This window comes from Acinetobacter sp. ANC_7635, assembly GCF_056779945.1.
Map to the genome: position 1 here is coordinate 209732 of NZ_JBWYIS010000001.1, position 14970 is coordinate 224701.

The 14970-nt window shown below is 38.5% G+C and carries 12 protein-coding genes; 9 read left to right on the forward strand and 3 right to left on the reverse strand.

The window, feature by feature from the left end:
* Positions 1–132: 132 nt before the first annotated feature.
* The 4 genes from AC1M89_RS01015 to rpmE all read left to right on the forward strand — a co-directional run bounded on the left by AC1M89_RS01015 (position 133) and on the right by rpmE (position 4234).
* A complete protein-coding gene (locus AC1M89_RS01015) occupies positions 133–2310 on the forward strand; it encodes an AmpG family muropeptide MFS transporter (RefSeq protein ID WP_481613730.1) in 2178 nt (725 codons plus the stop codon).
* A gap of 9 nt (positions 2311–2319) precedes the next feature.
* The gene (gene gloA / locus AC1M89_RS01020) at positions 2320–2721 is read left to right on the forward strand and encodes a lactoylglutathione lyase (RefSeq protein WP_481588447.1); all 402 of its coding nucleotides are present in this window, start codon (positions 2320–2322) and stop codon (positions 2719–2721) included.
* 100 nt (positions 2722–2821) lie between these two features.
* Positions 2822–3793: a bile acid:sodium symporter family protein gene (locus AC1M89_RS01025; RefSeq protein ID WP_481608337.1), complete on the forward strand. Its 972-nt coding sequence runs from the start codon at positions 2822–2824 to the stop codon at positions 3791–3793.
* A 216-nt stretch (positions 3794–4009) separates the two neighbouring features.
* Complete coding sequence (gene rpmE / locus AC1M89_RS01030; RefSeq protein ID WP_004971624.1) at positions 4010–4234, forward strand: 50S ribosomal protein L31; 225 nt, start codon at positions 4010–4012, stop codon at positions 4232–4234.
* A 57-nt stretch (positions 4235–4291) separates the two neighbouring features.
* Here rpmE and AC1M89_RS01035 read toward each other — a convergent pair whose 3' ends face one another.
* Genes AC1M89_RS01035 through epmB form a run of 3 tightly spaced genes read right to left on the reverse strand, consistent with a single transcriptional unit; the run spans position 4292 to position 9285 of the window.
* Positions 4292–6502 carry an EAL domain-containing protein gene (locus tag AC1M89_RS01035; RefSeq protein ID WP_481608338.1) on the reverse strand — a complete coding sequence of 737 codons (2211 nt, stop codon included), beginning with the start codon at positions 6500–6502 and terminating at the stop codon, positions 4292–4294.
* Positions 6499–8256, reverse strand: coding sequence for a GTPase (locus AC1M89_RS01040; protein ID WP_481608339.1), 1758 nt, complete (start codon positions 8254–8256; stop codon positions 6499–6501). Before AC1M89_RS01040 ends, AC1M89_RS01035 begins: the two co-directional genes overlap by 4 nt.
* Positions 8257–8268: 12 nt before the next feature.
* The gene (epmB, locus tag AC1M89_RS01045) at positions 8269–9285 is read right to left on the reverse strand and encodes an EF-P beta-lysylation protein EpmB (RefSeq protein ID WP_035265849.1); all 1017 of its coding nucleotides are present in this window, start codon (positions 9283–9285) and stop codon (positions 8269–8271) included.
* 347 nt (positions 9286–9632) lie between these two features.
* On the opposite strand from epmB, the gene efp reads away from it, so the two are divergent.
* The 5 genes from efp to AC1M89_RS01070 all read left to right on the forward strand — a co-directional run bounded on the left by efp (position 9633) and on the right by AC1M89_RS01070 (position 14965).
* Complete coding sequence (gene efp / locus AC1M89_RS01050; protein WP_035265851.1) at positions 9633–10202, forward strand: elongation factor P; 570 nt, start codon at positions 9633–9635, stop codon at positions 10200–10202.
* Between the two features lie 170 nt (positions 10203–10372).
* The gene (locus tag AC1M89_RS01055; RefSeq protein ID WP_035265853.1) at positions 10373–12466 is read left to right on the forward strand and encodes a carbon starvation CstA family protein; all 2094 of its coding nucleotides are present in this window, start codon (positions 10373–10375) and stop codon (positions 12464–12466) included.
* Positions 12463–12765 carry a YbdD/YjiX family protein gene (locus AC1M89_RS01060; protein WP_481588442.1) on the forward strand — a complete coding sequence of 101 codons (303 nt, stop codon included), beginning with the start codon at positions 12463–12465 and terminating at the stop codon, positions 12763–12765. Before AC1M89_RS01055 ends, AC1M89_RS01060 begins: the two co-directional genes overlap by 4 nt.
* Before the next feature lie 125 nt (positions 12766–12890).
* Positions 12891–13907 (forward strand): 2-dehydropantoate 2-reductase, encoded by a 1017-nt coding sequence (locus AC1M89_RS01065; protein ID WP_481613731.1) that lies wholly within the window; start codon positions 12891–12893, stop codon positions 13905–13907.
* Positions 13908–14005: 98 nt separating this feature from the next.
* Positions 14006–14965 (forward strand): AAA family ATPase, encoded by a 960-nt coding sequence (locus AC1M89_RS01070; RefSeq protein WP_035265922.1) that lies wholly within the window; start codon positions 14006–14008, stop codon positions 14963–14965.
* Positions 14966–14970 lie beyond the last annotated feature (5 nt).

Below are 14970 nucleotides of genomic sequence, written 5' to 3' on the forward strand. Positions count from 1 at the left end.
TTAGCCAAAAATATCAAGTTGAGATAGATCAAATTGATGAAATACTCGGTGAAGTTTGCGTAAATTATATTGAAACCAAGCGCATTACAGAGTTGAATAGCGAGAGTACTTTTCACTGAAAATAACAACGCAATGACATCACAATCTTCGTCACCAGAATCAGCTGGATGGACTTCGGCATTTAAAGCCTTTCTTGATCGACGCGCGATCATTATGCTTTTTTTGGGTTTCTCATCAGGTATCCCAATTTTTCTGATTTTTTCAACTCTATCTTTCTGGTTGAGTGAAGCCGGTATTCAACGTAGTACCATTACCATGTTTTCATGGGCAGCCTTAGCTTATGCCTTCAAGTTCATTTGGGCACCTTTGATTGACCGATTACCATTACCTTATTTAACAAGGAAATTGGGTAAACGACGAGGGTGGTTGTTGGTTTCACAGATTTTGGTTGCAATTGCTATTTGTTCAATGGCATTTACTGATCCGAGTATTCATGGAGGAAGTGTAGGGCCATTTTCAAGTTTAACGTTCATGGCGATATCCGCAATCTTTCTAGGATTCTCATCAGCGACACAAGATATTATCGTGGATGCTTATCGTATTGAGTTGACACAAGATACGAGTGTTCAGACGGTTATGGCTTCGACCTATAACGCAGGTTATCGAATTGCGACCATTGTAACTCAGCTCGGTGCATTACTCTTCGCTGCATCACTTGGTACAGCCATGGGTAACTATATTTATGAGGCGTGGCAGTCCACCTATTTACTCATGGCTGGATTGATGATGATTGGGATTGTGACGACTTTAGTGATTCATGAACCGGTAGTAAATCAAGAACCTCATCAATATCAAGCAAAGGATTATTTTCAGTTATTTATCGTCTTTGTGATTTCAACAGTAGTTTTCGTTTGTGGGTTTCTCCAATTTGGTGCTTGGATTTCACAGTTACATATTGATGGTAATTTTTTGTCATTTATCGGGCAAGTTTTACGTTTCTTCGCGAGTGTGGCGTTGGCTGTGCTAGTCGTATTTGGATTAATCCGAGCAAAACTCATTGATGAAAAAATAGTCGTCGAGACATGGCTATCACCGATTTTAGATTTCTTCAAACGTTATGGTTTGAAAGTTGCGTTAGCTATTTTATTACTCATTGGTTTTTATCGAATTTCAGATATTGTCGCTGGAGTGGTTGCCAATCTTTTTTATCTTGATTTGAATTTTGATAAAGAAGAAATCGCTTGGTTTAACAAGTTTTTCGCCATTTTTTTTGTAATTTTAGGTGGCTTCCTTGGAGGCTTATTAGCTCAGCGTTATAACATTATGAAAATGATGTTGGTGGGCGCTATTGTTGCCAGCACGACCAATCTCATCTTTGTGGGGCTCGTAAAATCTGGACCAACGATGAATCAAGTCTTGGTACAAATGGGAGGTCAACAGCATCAAGTGACTCCTGATGAAGTGGGGAACTGGTCTTTAAAGCTCCCTGCATCTAATTTTGCTGAACATCATAGTATTCAAGTGTTATCCACCCCTGATGGTTATGATAAAGCCCTGAATGTTGAAATCCCGCTTCAACGCTATTCGAGTCAAGATGATTCTCAGATTTTCATCCAAGCCATTGGAGGGGATAATGTTCTCTACCAAGATGAGTTAAGCAAGGATGTCATTATTCGCGGTCAACTCTCGAACTTAAAAGCTGACAGCACACTACAAACATTGAATATTCGTATTTCAAATCAGCAAGTGATACCTGCGAAGTTGGATCAAAATAATTGGAGCGTGGTCGTCCCGGGAGACAGTCTAAAAGACCACAATAAATTTACGGTTCAAGCGGTTGTGCAGCATGCAGGTCAGGCGCATGAATTAACCCAAGATCATATTTATAAAACAGTTTCAGCGATCCAACCGAAGTCACGTATGACTTTATCTGATCTTCCAGCTGTTCAAGTTGATAGTGATCAAATAGTCGAACTCAAAGGTAAAGTGGTTGTCCCTTATAGCAAGGTGTGGCTGGTGATGGGCATTGTATTTGACAATCTCGCATCAGGACTTGCTGGTGCAGTATTTATTGCATTCCTATCAAGTTTGACTAGCGTTTCATTTACAGCAATGCAATATGCAATTTTTAGTTCATTGATGTTATTACTTCCAAAGATGATTGGTGGCTATTCAGGTACAATAGTGACAAACTTCGGTTATTCATCATTCTTCTTTATGACTTTTTTAATGGGTTTACCTATTTTGTTACTTGTTATTTGGGTGGCGAAATTGTTAAATCAGTTGAAAAGTACATCTTTCAATCAATAGGTAAATTTTATGCGAATGTTACATACCATGTTACGTGTAGGCAATTTAGAGCGTTCATTGGCGTTCTATACTGAAGTACTCGGTATGACTTTGCTTCGTAAACGCGATTATGAAGAAGGTCGATTCACTTTAGCCTTTGTGGGTTATGGTGATGAAGAAAACAATACTGTTCTTGAGCTAACGCATAACTGGGATACAGACAGCTATGAGCTGGGTAATGCGTATGGTCATATTGCGATCGCAGTGGATGATGCGTATAAAGCGTGTGAAGAAATCAAAGCACGTGGTGGTAACGTTGTCCGTGAAGCTGGACCAATGAAAGGCGGCGTAACCGTAATCGCTTTTGTGGAAGATCCAGATGGTTACAAGATTGAACTTATTCAACAAGACAGTAACGCGAGAAATAATTAAATTTCACTCGCTGATTGGTGAGTAAAATTTTAAAGATAAGCCCAATCAATGTGTATTGGGCTTATTTTCAATTCAGATAGAATAAAAAGAGGGATATGGGGTGCTAAAGCTCTTAGCGTTAGATCGTTTCACGATATTGCTGTTTGTTATGGTGATTTTAGCGTCAGTGATGCCAATTTCAGGTGTTGCTGCTCACTATTTTTCTTATTTCACCACGATTGCAATTGCAATCCTATTTTTTTTACATGGTGCAAAGTTATCACGTGAGGCGGTGATTCAAGGCATTAAACATTGGCAATTACACAGTTTGGTCTTTGCACTGACGTTCGCAGTTTTCCCAATTCTAGGATTAATAGCTAAACCTGTATTGCTACCGCTACTTGGACAAGAACTGTATTGGGGCTTCTTGTTTATGTGCTTTTTACCCTCAACAGTTCAGTCTTCTATTGCATTTACTTCTGTAGCAGGTGGTAATGTCGCAAGTGCTGTGTGTAGTGCTTCATTCTCTAATATTATTGGTATGTTTATCACTCCTATATTAGTGACCTTATTTATTTTAGGTCAGTCTGATCATGGGTTCGATCCAACCAATGCGATAGTCAAAATTATTCTGCTCTTATTGGTTCCATTTATTCTGGGACAATTATTGCGTCCTATCGTTTTTCCTCTGATTCAAAAAGCCCCGAGCATTGTCAAAACTTTTGATCAAGGATCAATTCTTTTGGTGGTGTATGGCGCATTCAGTAGTGCAGTCGTAGCAGGTCTATGGAATGAAGTCAGTGGGGTGACCTTAATGTGGTTAATTATTGCATGCTCTGTGCTTCTGACTTTGATTATGCTTTTAGCCTATCACGCCCCAAAGTGGTTTGGATTTAATCGTGCCGATCAAATTGCTGTATTTTTTTGTGGTTCTAAGAAAACACTCGCAAGTGGAGTGCCTATGGCGCAAATTCTTTTCATTGGACAACCTATGGGGATGATCATATTGCCAATTATGATTTTCCATCAAATCCAATTAATGGTGTGCGGAATTATTGCAAATCATTGGTCCAAGCAAATTGAAAAGTCTTAAAGGAAAAATTCGCTATCTGAAATAAAGTGGCGTATAATGTCGTCCACTTGTTGTGCTTAGCTCTGACGGAAGCCGTCTCGGTGGGCCAAAAGAATGGTCTGTTGTGGTGTTGATCTGCTGTATTTCAGCCTTTCCTCTGCGTCTGTTGTAATGGATGAAGAGAGTGATCAATTGCGATGACAGCTAAAGCCTTCTTAACTCTATGGAGAATCGACCATGCGCGCCGATATTCACCCAAAATACGAAAAATTAGTTGCTACTTGCTCTTGCGGTAACGTAATCGAAACTCGTTCAGCTGTTGGTAAAGAAACACTTTACCTAGACGTATGCTCAGCTTGCCACCCATTCTATACTGGTAAGCAAAAGAACGTTGACACTGGCGGTCGTATCGACAAGTTCAAACAACGTTTTGCTGGTATGTCACGTTCTATCAAACGTTAATACCCAAAATAAAAAAAACAGGCGTTCAGCCTGTTTTTTTATGTCCAAAATTTGGAATTAACTTTGATCTTGAACATTCATGAGCTGATCCAATTTACGCTGGTAATAATCACCTTGTAAAAATCTCACGTCGACATTCCACGCGTTGGCAAAGCTATTCATATCATTGAGATTTTTGAGTAATAAATTGACTGATCGATGACTATTGAAGTATTCAATCGCTTGTTTAAAACGTTCAATACCTTCTTCAGTATTTAAATCATCTGTGAATTCTTCATGCAGCGTGAAATTCTGAATATTGGCAACTTTGAGAATGAGATCGCTACATTTACTTAATCCAAACTCGCAAACGGCAATATCTGCACCTTGTGCTCTCAATACCTCAATCGCAGGCAGAATTTCATTTAAATGTTGAGCAATGTATTTTTCTTTAAACTGTAAAATCAGTGGTTGAGGTGCTTTTGCGCCTACAATCATGAGCAGTTTTGAAATTAATTCTGCCAATTGATGATGCTTTAAAAGAACATGGTGTCGTAAATTAATAATCAGTTTAGCTTCAGGATATTGTGTTAAAAAATTGTGCAGTTGCTTTGCTGCTTCAACCAAAATCCATCGGTCAATTTTAATAGACAACTCAGGGTCATCCACCAATTCTTCAATATCGTCCAATTGAATCCATTGGTTTTCAAAAATAAACCCACTGCTTACTTCATAGGTATTAAGACTAGTGTCTTCTTTATCATAGATTTGTTGGAACTTTAGCGTAATTTGATCGCGTTCAAGAACTTTACGAAGATGTACTAGGATATCGCCGTGAACTTCGTCTGACTGTACAGGTTCTTCAATTGCTTGAAATACAAATTCTGTTGAATGATCAGGCTCTACTTCAGAAGAAGGTGTATTCAACTGAATAGAGGTCGGCTCATCTGCTTGAGTAACTTCAAAATGAATCTCTTCAATTTCTTCAAGCGTTGTCTCTAAAGCAGCATCATTGCTCAATAAATTGGGTAGGGGTGTGTTATAAGCATTTGCAATGAGCTGTTCAAAATTATCTACATTTAAATCTGACAGTTTGAAGAGACTATAACCAATTTTGACATGCTGTTGATAGGTTTGATCTCCCAGATTGACGAGCCTAGGTTTTTCAAGCGCATGTAGTGCAGAGAGTCTTGATTTTAGAACTTCAATCGTTTCAGCTTGAATGATAGTGGCATACAGGGCTGTTTCAATTTTAAATACAGCGCCATTGGTCTGTTCGAGAATAAAGTCTGAAAGTTTGCCGAAATAGCCTTTAAAAGTATCCCAATCAGAACTCAAGATATAGTCTGGACAACTGGCTAGGCTGAAGATGACCAAAGCATTTTCTTGAGCAGGGTGTTCTTCAAGATGTTGTAAAATTTTTGCCAATGTTGTGTGTGGTGCAATTCTACTGTCTTGGTGAGGTGCAGTCTCAAGTTGAGAACTAAATGGTTGATCATCCTGTTGAAAATGCGTTGAAATCGTAATTTCAATGATTTGATTTTGATCTGTAGGATTACATTCAATTTGGACTGGATTTTGATGTGTTAACTGTGGATTAAGAGAAATCAGTTCAAAAGGTCCATACTCAAATTTACCGAAAGCTAATTTTTTAAATCGTGCTTTAAAAGATTGAATATCCTCAGGTTGTATTAAATCAATGAGCGGGGATCCAATAACGTCATCAAACGTGTTGAAGCCAAATAAATGCGTAAACTCATGGTTGCATTCAACGACAATCCCTTCTTCTATGATTGCAACTGCTTTTTTATGCTCTTCGATCCAATTTTGTTTAATTTGAACATTGTGTTTCAGTTCATCCGTTAATTGCATCTGATTTTTTTGTAAGCGACTAAAAGCCAATGCTCGAATAATTTTAAGTAAACATTGTTCAGGTTGATCAATATTTAAAACATCGTAGATGCCCATCGAAATGAGTTTTACTTCAGACATTTCTAGCGCTTCTGGAGCTAGATAAAGTGTTGGGGTAAAAGCTTTATCAGAATCTGCAAGCAGTCGAAGAAAATGAGTTAAGGTCAGTTCATAGGCACGACCAAACAGAATTAAATCCCAATCTAAATGAAGTTGCTTTTCAAGACTCACTTGATCATCGAGTAGCACTGCTTCTACCTTGTACTCGCGTTTTTCGAGTAAAGAGATAATATGGTTATAACGAATCTGATTATCATCGACAATGAGTAAGCGCATTCCAGATTGCTTTAATTGTGTTGATAGAAGTAGGTTTTTCACTTCAATGCTTCCCATACGTCTTGAAAACGATTTGATTCAAGGTTTTGATGTTGTAAAAATTCATCAATCAGATATTGCTGCTCATCATTAAATAATTCAAATTCAAATTGAACAAAACTTTGTGTGATGAGCATGGTCTTTATCAATTCTACTTTGATATCTTGATCAGTTAAGCGTAAATAAATAGATTGTTGTTCTTTGAAAAACTGTAAATTTGGCAAAATAAGAGAATGCTGTGGAGCATCAATCTTCAAGGTATGTACAAATAAACATGGATGATAATTAAAAGAACTTCGATCTGTATAAACTTTTGCGGCGCAAGGGTGGATGTCGGGTCCAATCACTTCAAGCCCAAGTTCATAGCTTTTTTTAACAGATTGTTTGATCCAACGAATTACACCACCTTTCCATTTGCTGTTCACTCCCTCATTGATCAGGATAAATTCACCAGTTCTTAAATTTGGAGGTGCTTCTTCTTCTAACCAACGTACGCGATAACCATTTAAACTGATATCTAAAACTTGAGCCGCATGGATTTGACGTGTCTGTTTATCTAGAACCTTGTTTGATTTGTCTGTATAGGCATCTGGGTAGTCATTTAAATATGTAAATGCAAACTCGTCTTCTGATTTTGATTTAGGCGGTGTTAGTCGTAAGGTTTCGCTAAAAGTTTTGGTTTTAGAGAGATAATAATGAGCGGTAAGTAAACTGAAACAGAGTTGTAACTGAGCGGAATGTTCATAACGTTCATGTCGGCGTTCAATGGTCGAGCCTAAAACATTTTGTACATGAAATTTAAGAGGCGCAGTTAAATATGCTTTCTCTTTCTTAGATAAATATTCATTGTCCTTTTGAATGGTTAAGTTGACATGCTCAAGCAACGATTGTGTCGCCACGAAAATGTTTGGTTTAAAACTCTCATGGTGTTTTCGGTTGTAAACTGGCGGATGATCTTTAGTGGTATCAATGACGTAACGAGATAAAGCGGTTTCGCGTGGTAAAACTTGCACTAATTGTGCCCAATCCGCTGTGCATTGATAGAGCGCGTAGATCTCAGAAGGACGAATTTGGTGAGTATTAAATATTTCTAATAATAAGACTTGGGCATAGCACTGTTGAATATTTTTTAAAGCGTGATGAGTGCCTTGCAATAAATTAATATTGACCGTGTGTTCTTGGTTTTTTAATGCCAAATCATACAGATAATGGGTCATTAACCATTGCTTAGACAAGGCAGAACGATAAAGCATCTGTTGTTGTACTAGCAATAAACCCAATTGTTGAAGAGCGTAATAACTGGAAAGGAGTCGTGCAGTTTTCAGATTACGCTTTTGAGCAAACTTCAAAATAGAAAACTTTTGTTGTTTTAGCTGCATTTCACTGCGCTGTGCAATATCTATGTAGATATCAGCAAATAATGTTCTCAAGCGAGTGGTTAATTCAATAATATCTTTGTTACGGTCAGATAGAAAAAGACCTTGATTTAAAAAGTTTTTTTCAAGTCTCTCTAAAATATTTTCGATCAAAGGGTGTAGCGCTTGAATAAGATCAAAGCGCAATGTTTCCGAACATTTGAGTTCAGCGATTTCATATAGGGCTTTCAACACCGCTTCAGAGGTGTCACCTAATTGCATAATTGAAAGTTGAGATGCCCAAAAACCCAAGTCATGAACATTTGCATTTGCAAAACTCAGTTGATCTCGAGTCAAGGCAGTAGGATAGTGAAAAATTTCTGAAATCTGAGCCTGAAGCATGTGAATGAGTCTCTAAAAAGTGGCAACTCCATAAAGCGGTGTTTTATTCTGTTCTCCCGCAATTTCTCTAACCAGCTTTGGAACCAAGTATCCAGGCAACCTTGCCAAAACCTCTTTATAGATTGAATCAATAGATTCACTTGGTAAATCAAAATGCTGAGCACCTTTCACTTTATCCAACACATGTAAATAATAAGGCATCACACGCGCATCAAATAATCGATGACTTAGATCAACCAAAATATCAGGATGATCATTAATACCTTTTAATAACACAGCTTGATTCAACACCAAAATATTTTGTTGTGAAATTTGCATTAATTTCGAAGCGGTAAAGTCATCAATTTCAGTAGCATGGTTTGAGTGTACCACTAGAATAATACGTAGCCTACTGTTTTTTAACAGAGAAATAAGTTCATCATCAAGCCGATTTGGGATAACGATTGGAACTCGAGAATGAATACGCAAAATTTTAAGATGTGGAATTGAACTTAATCTATCGATCCAAACGGCAAGTTTACGATTTGAAAGTGTTAGGGGATCCCCTCCGCTTAAGATCACTTCATTGATTTCTGGATGAGCGAGTAAGTAGTCTTGTATTTTTTTCCAGTCGTCATTTTTAGGTAAATTTTCTTGATATGGAAAATGACGTCTAAAACAATAACGACAATGAACAGCACATGCACCTGTTAAAGTCAGTAAAAAACGTGACTGATATTTATGTAATACACCTGGAATTAAATTGGCAGCCTCCTCATCAAGGGGGTCTGTCACAAAATCAGGATGTTCATTTAATTCCAGATGATGAGGGAGTACTTGAAGTAACAGTGGATCATCAGGATTAGATTTTTGCATCTTCGCGACGAAGGCGCGAGGGACTCTTAATTTAAATTGGGCTGATGCCAAAATTGCACCATGTATTAAATCTTCAGGTTGCAATTCCAAGAGTTCAATGAGCTCATGTGGGTCAGTGATTAAATCGCTGAGTTGATTTTGCCAATGTTGCTCTTGATACAAATAGTGGGTCATACAGTTTAAATTTAGAGGGAGATGAAAGGCTTCATTTTAAATCAAAACCCATTGAAAAACTCAGTTGTGTCCTGATTAAGCCTTCTTTATTGAATGTTGGGATGAAAATACTCAAGCCTAAAGATGATCAAATTAAGTCTACAACAGTAGTTCTGCATGGAACTTAGACAGCTTAAACGTTGTATTTCGGAATTTATCATTGCGGCAGAGTAGGTTGGTCATTTAGAATACGCAACATAAATGCATGTGCATGTGGCATATCATGCACCTGTCAGACTTGCTAAATGACAGTGTAGCAGCCCATCGCATTAATAGATTAAAGTTAGTAAGTTTGGAGTGAGCCTCTCATGGCCTATTATTCTACGAACGATTTCAAGTCTGGCCTTAAGGTAATGCTTGATGGTAACCCATGCTCAATCATGGAAAACGAATACGTTAAACCAGGTAAAGGCCAAGCGTTCAACCGTGTTAAATTACGTAACCTTAAATCAGGTAAAGTATTAGAAAAAACATTTAAATCTGGTGATTCTTTAGAAGCAGCAGATATCGTAGAAGTAGAAATGGACTACTTATACAACGACGGCGAACTATGGAACTTCATGGATCCTGTGACTTTCGAGCAAATTGCGGCTGATAAAGTTGCAATGGGTGATGCTGCGAAATGGTTGAAAGACGATTCAAACGAAAAATGCACAATCATGTTATGGAATGGTGTTCCTTTAACAGTGAATGCACCTAACTTCGTGGTATTAAAAATTGTTGAAACTGATCCAGGCGTACGTGGTGATACTTCTGGCGGTGGTGGTAAACCAGCGAAACTTGAAACAGGTGCTGTAGTACGTGTTCCATTATTCGTTCAACAAGAAGAAAGCGTTCGTGTTGATACACGTACTGGTGAATACTTAGAACGTGCATAATGGTGTAAATTTATACTATTATCGAAAGGGATGATGACAATCATCCCTTTTTTAATGCCAAGGTCTAAGGTAAAGAAGAATTATTGAGGAGTATAGTCGCAAGGGAAAACAGCAGTAACACGAATAATAAAATTGAGCTGATTGCAAATACGAAATAATGAGGGTTTGATATGGATCAAATACAACCGAAGTCATCCATGACTTCGAAATTGATTTGGATTATTGTGGCCATAATCGGTGCAGTATCCTTTGGAATATTAGCGGTTAGTCGTGGAGAACATGTCAACGCAGTTTGGCTCGTACTCGCTGCAGTCTGTGTTTACAGTATTGCATATCGTTTTTATAGTTTATTTATTGCTAATAAAGTATTCGAGTTAAATGCTCGGCGTTTAACACCTGCGCACCGTCTAGCGGATGGTCTAGATTATGTGCCTACAAATAAAAGTGTTCTGTTTGGTCATCACTTTGCTGCGATTGCAGGTGCTGGTCCGTTAGTTGGGCCTATTCTTGCTGCGCAAATGGGTTATTTACCAGGAACGATTTGGCTGTTAGTCGGTGTTGTACTGGCAGGTGCAGTCCAAGATTTTCTAGTTTTATTTATTTCTACACGCCGTGACGGACGTTCACTGGGTGAAATGGCAAAACAAGAACTGGGTTCATTTGCAGGAATTATTGTGATGCTTGGCGCATTAGGGGTAATGATCATTATCCTAGCTGTGCTTGCACTCGTCGTGGTTAAAGCATTAACCAATAGTCCATGGGGGGTGTTTAGTATTGCTGCTACCATTCCAATCGCATTATTTATGGGCGTATATATGCGATATATCCGTCCAGGAAAGATTGCCGAAGTTTCAATCATTGGCTTTGTACTGATGATGCTCGGTATCATTTATGGTGAAAACATTGCGCAACATCCTTATTGGGGGCAATTATTCACTTTATCTGGTACAGAGTTAACATGGGCATTGATTATCTACGGTTTCATCGCTTCTGTATTACCAGTATGGTTGTTATTGGCGCCACGTGATTATTTATCGACTTTCTTGAAAATTGGCGTGATTGCAGGTTTAGCATTGGGTATCGTATTTGCGATGCCTGAATTAAAAATGCCTGCAATTACCCACTTCGTAGATGGTACGGGACCTGTATTCTCTGGATCACTTTTCCCATTCTTATTTATTACCATTGCCTGTGGTGCAATTTCAGGTTTCCATGCATTGGTTTCATCAGGAACTACACCTAAGCTCGTAAATAATGAACGCGATATCCGGATGATCGGATACGGCGGTATGTTGATGGAATCATTTGTCGCAATCATGGCGATGATCTGTGCAACTATCTTGGATCCAGGCGTTTATTTTGCCATTAACTCACCAGCTGCGGTGATAGGAACGACGGTTGAAAGTGCCGCAGAGGCGGTACGTAATTTAGGATTTGTGGTTACACCTGAAGCTCTAACACTACTTGCTCAAGAGGTTGGTGAAAGCACAATTCTTTCTCGTACTGGTGGTGCACCGACGTTTGCGATTGGTATGGCGCACATCATCACTGAAATTTTTAATAGTCGAGAAATGATGGCATTTTGGTATCACTTTGCGATCTTGTTTGAAGCGCTATTTATTCTAACTGCTGTTGATGCAGGAACACGTGCTTGCCGTTTTATGGTTCAAGATACTGTGGGGATCGTTGTCCCTGCGGTTAAAAACTCTAAGTCATTTGTGGGCAACTTGATTGGTACTGCCGTTGCAGTCTCAGGCTGGGGTTTCTTTGTATATCAAGGGGTAGTTGATCCACTGGGCGGTATTAATAGTTTGTGGCCATTATTTGGTATTGGTAACCAAATTTTAGCTGCGATGGCGCTGATGCTGGGTACCGTAATTCTGTTTAAGATGAAGAAAGAAAAATATGTATGGGTCACCATTGTTCCAACGATTTTCCTATTCATTACAGCGATGACTGCTGGTTGGCAAAAAATCTTCCATGAAAATCCAAAAATCGGATTCTTGGCACAAGCAGATCGTTTCAATGCGGCTATTGAGCGAAACGAAATTTTAGCGCCTGCGAAATCAATTGCGGAAATGCAAACTGTTGCTTTATCAAATCAGATTAATGCTGCGTTATGTGCATTCTTTATGATTGTTGCTGTGGTGATGTTATTTGCTGCTATTAAAGTGATTCGTCGTGCTTTAGCAAATCCGCAGCCAACGGCTCAAGAAGCTGAAGCAATTTATACTGATCAAATCCCTGCAGGAGAGACCAAATGAGTTTGAAAGAACAAATTCGTCAAAAGCTAGCATTGGGTAAAATCATTAAATTCACGATTTTGGCTCAGCCGAAGAAGTTTTTAATGTTGAATGGAATCAAAACAGTTCAACTGATTTGGCAGCGGCTACAACAAAGTTTTCGTTTAATGGTGGGTGTGCCAGATTACCAAAACTATGTAGAACATATGAAAAAGCATCACCCTGACTTAGAGCCAATGGATGAAAAAACTTTTCATCGTTATTGTGTCGATGCACGCTATCCAAGTGCAGCAGGCGGTATGAAGAAATGTCCATGTTAATTTTCTAGCTTTACATAAAAAACGGCACTGAGGTGTCGTTTTTTATTTGTCTTAATTGTATAAAACCTGACAAATTTATTGTTCTGAAACTCGTATACTCTTGATCAATAACAAAGGATAAAAACATGAAAATTGGAATTTATGGTGCTGGGTCGATTGGGTGTTATATCGGTGGAAGAATGGTCGCAGCAGGCCATCAGGTGACATTTTACTGTAGAGAAAGAAGCTATCAAAAATTAAGCCAAAATGGGTTGGAGCTCAGTGATTTAAACGGCTACCATCATAAGCTCACTCCAGATCAATTAAGACTTACAACAAATCTAGCAGAAGTCCTAGACACGGACTTAGTCATGATTTGTGTAAAATCAGCAGCGACAGAGCAAGTGGCATCTGAAATACGAAGCCGTGATACTCTCAATAAACCACGTCTCATCAGTTTTCAAAATGGGGTGAGTAATGTTCCACGGTTAAAAAAAATGCTGCCAGAATGGGAGATTATGGAAGGAATGGTTCCATTTAATGTCGCAGAAATCAAACCTTCTCATTTTCATCAAGGTTCTGATGGAATATTAATGATAAAAAAATTTGCAGAAAATAATCAGCTAAAAATAATGTTAGATGCGGCGAAACTACAAGTTGAATTCCGTGATGATATGTTAGAGGTACAGTGGGCTAAAGTCTTATTCAACTTGAACAATTCGATTAACGCTTTATCTGGTTTAACTTTAAGAAATCAACTTACTAATCGAATGTATCGAAAGTGCCTTGCTCAGGCACAGTTAGAGACGCTTCAAATTTTAAAGCAGGCAAATATTCAACCCGCACAATTAACGCCTGTACCAGCGAACATTATTCCTCATATTCTTCGACTTCCTAATTGGTTGTTTAAGTTGATCAGTCGCAAAATGTTAGCCATTGATCCACTAGCTCGTTCATCTATGCAGGATGATCTTAATTTAGGGCGCACGACGGAGGTTGATTGGATTAATGGTGAAGTGGTCAGACTTGCTAATACACTCGGGGGGAATGCACCGATCAACAGCTATTTTATTGAACAGATCAAGCTGGCGGAAAACAATCATTCAAGCCTTCAAATTGGACCTGAAGAGATGCTCACACAGTTGAAGCTTATTCAGCATTAAGTTTGATACTGATTCTTTAATACACTGATTATTAGAAATATTTGAGAAAATAAAAAAAACCTGTATGGTAGAAATATATAGTTTTGGAAATGTAGATGATGATTTGGGGAATGAAGCAGAGTGTTCAATCAAAAGATATTATACAGCCTGAGTTAGAATCTCAGATTCAATCATTTACTCCCAAAATTTCATTATTTCTAGAACAAATCAATCAAATTGTTTTGGATAAAAATACGCAAACTGAATTGGCTTTATGTAGTTTAATTGCAGGTGGTCATATTTTATTTGAAGACTTACCTGGATTGGGTAAGACCACATTGGCCAGTAGTTTGGCATCATTATCAGGTTTATCATTTCAAAGAATCCAATTTACCAATGATATGCTCGCCAGTGATGTAATTGGCGTAAATGTTTTTAATCAAAAAGAGCATCAGTTTGAATTTAAGTACGGACCTGTCTTTACCCAAGTTCTTTTGGCAGATGAAATTAATCGCTGTAGTCCTAAGACACAGAGTGCATTGCTAGAAGCGATGGAAGAGGGCTACGCCACGATTGATGGACAGCGTTATGCTTTACCTCAGCCTTTTTGGGTGATAGCGACTCAGAATCCACTCTTTCAAAGCGGGACTTATGCACTACCAGAGTCTCAGTTAGACAGATTCCTCATGCGGTTATCTCTTGGCTATCCATCTCGCCATGCAGAAAAAATACTTCTTCAACAAGAATCACGTGCCAAATTAATCGCACAGTTGATCCATGTATTTAATGAGACTGAAATACTAAGATTGCAATCCTTGACTCATCAAGTCCATTTAAGTGATGCAATTCAAGACTATTTATTGGATTTGGCTGCGGTAACACGAAAAAGTGCGCATGGTTTATCGACGCGTGGATTATTGGCTTTAAAACGAGCATCACAAGCGAGAGCGATCGTGCATGCCAGAGCCTTTGTCATTCCTGATGATGTAAAAGCTGTATTTTCAGCAGTATGCGCTCATCGATTAAACTTGAGTGAGGATGAGACGGTCTCCCTAATGAATCAGGTTAAATTGATTTGAGGGTA

What these genes read in the sequence shown, in the direction of transcription:
- AC1M89_RS01015 (WP_481613730.1), top strand. Translation starts at nt 133, where the DNA reads ATGACATCACAATCTTCGTCACCAGAATCAGCTGGATGGACTTCGGCA.
- gloA (WP_481588447.1), top strand. Translation starts at nt 2,320, where the DNA reads ATGCGAATGTTACATACCATGTTACGTGTAGGCAATTTAGAGCGTTCA.
- rpmE (WP_004971624.1), top strand. Translation starts at nt 4,010, where the DNA reads ATGCGCGCCGATATTCACCCAAAATACGAAAAATTAGTTGCTACTTGC.
- AC1M89_RS01040 (WP_481608339.1), bottom strand. Translation starts at nt 8,256, where the DNA reads ATGCTTCAGGCTCAGATTTCAGAAATTTTTCACTATCCTACTGCCTTG.
- epmB (WP_035265849.1), bottom strand. Translation starts at nt 9,285, where the DNA reads ATGACCCACTATTTGTATCAAGAGCAACATTGGCAAAATCAACTCAGC.
- efp (WP_035265851.1), top strand. Translation starts at nt 9,633, where the DNA reads ATGGCCTATTATTCTACGAACGATTTCAAGTCTGGCCTTAAGGTAATG.
- AC1M89_RS01055 (WP_035265853.1), top strand. Translation starts at nt 10,373, where the DNA reads ATGGATCAAATACAACCGAAGTCATCCATGACTTCGAAATTGATTTGG.
- AC1M89_RS01060 (WP_481588442.1), top strand. Translation starts at nt 12,463, where the DNA reads ATGAGTTTGAAAGAACAAATTCGTCAAAAGCTAGCATTGGGTAAAATC.
- AC1M89_RS01065 (WP_481613731.1), top strand. Translation starts at nt 12,891, where the DNA reads ATGAAAATTGGAATTTATGGTGCTGGGTCGATTGGGTGTTATATCGGT.
- AC1M89_RS01070 (WP_035265922.1), top strand. Translation starts at nt 14,006, where the DNA reads ATGATTTGGGGAATGAAGCAGAGTGTTCAATCAAAAGATATTATACAG.